Source organism: Streptomyces sp. O3 (genome assembly GCF_054788135.1).
Genome location: NZ_JBTVYK010000264.1, coordinates 1 through 211, shown reverse-complemented (window position 1 = coordinate 211; position 211 = coordinate 1). Strand labels below are relative to the sequence as shown.

Sequence of the window (211 nt, the reverse complement as noted above, 5' to 3'; positions counted from 1 at the left end):
CGGATCCCCCAGTTCCCGGTGAGGTCGTCGATGAGGCGCTCGGCGATCGCGACCTTCGCCTCCACCGTCCGCGCCTGGCCCTCCTCGTCGATCGTCAACGCGATCAGCGCCGCACCATGCTCCCGAGCCAGCCCGGTGACCTTCGCGAAGCGGGACTCGGGGCCGTCGCCGTCCTCGTAGTTCACCGAGTTGATCACCGCCCGGCCGCCCA

1 protein-coding gene is annotated in these 211 nt (G+C 70.6%); it reads right to left on the bottom strand.

The genetic code is table 11. From position 1 onward, the window contains the following. Positions 1 to 211: dihydropteroate synthase (locus ACX6XY_RS30590; RefSeq protein ID WP_460338031.1), on the bottom strand; the 211-nt coding region annotated here is incomplete at both ends.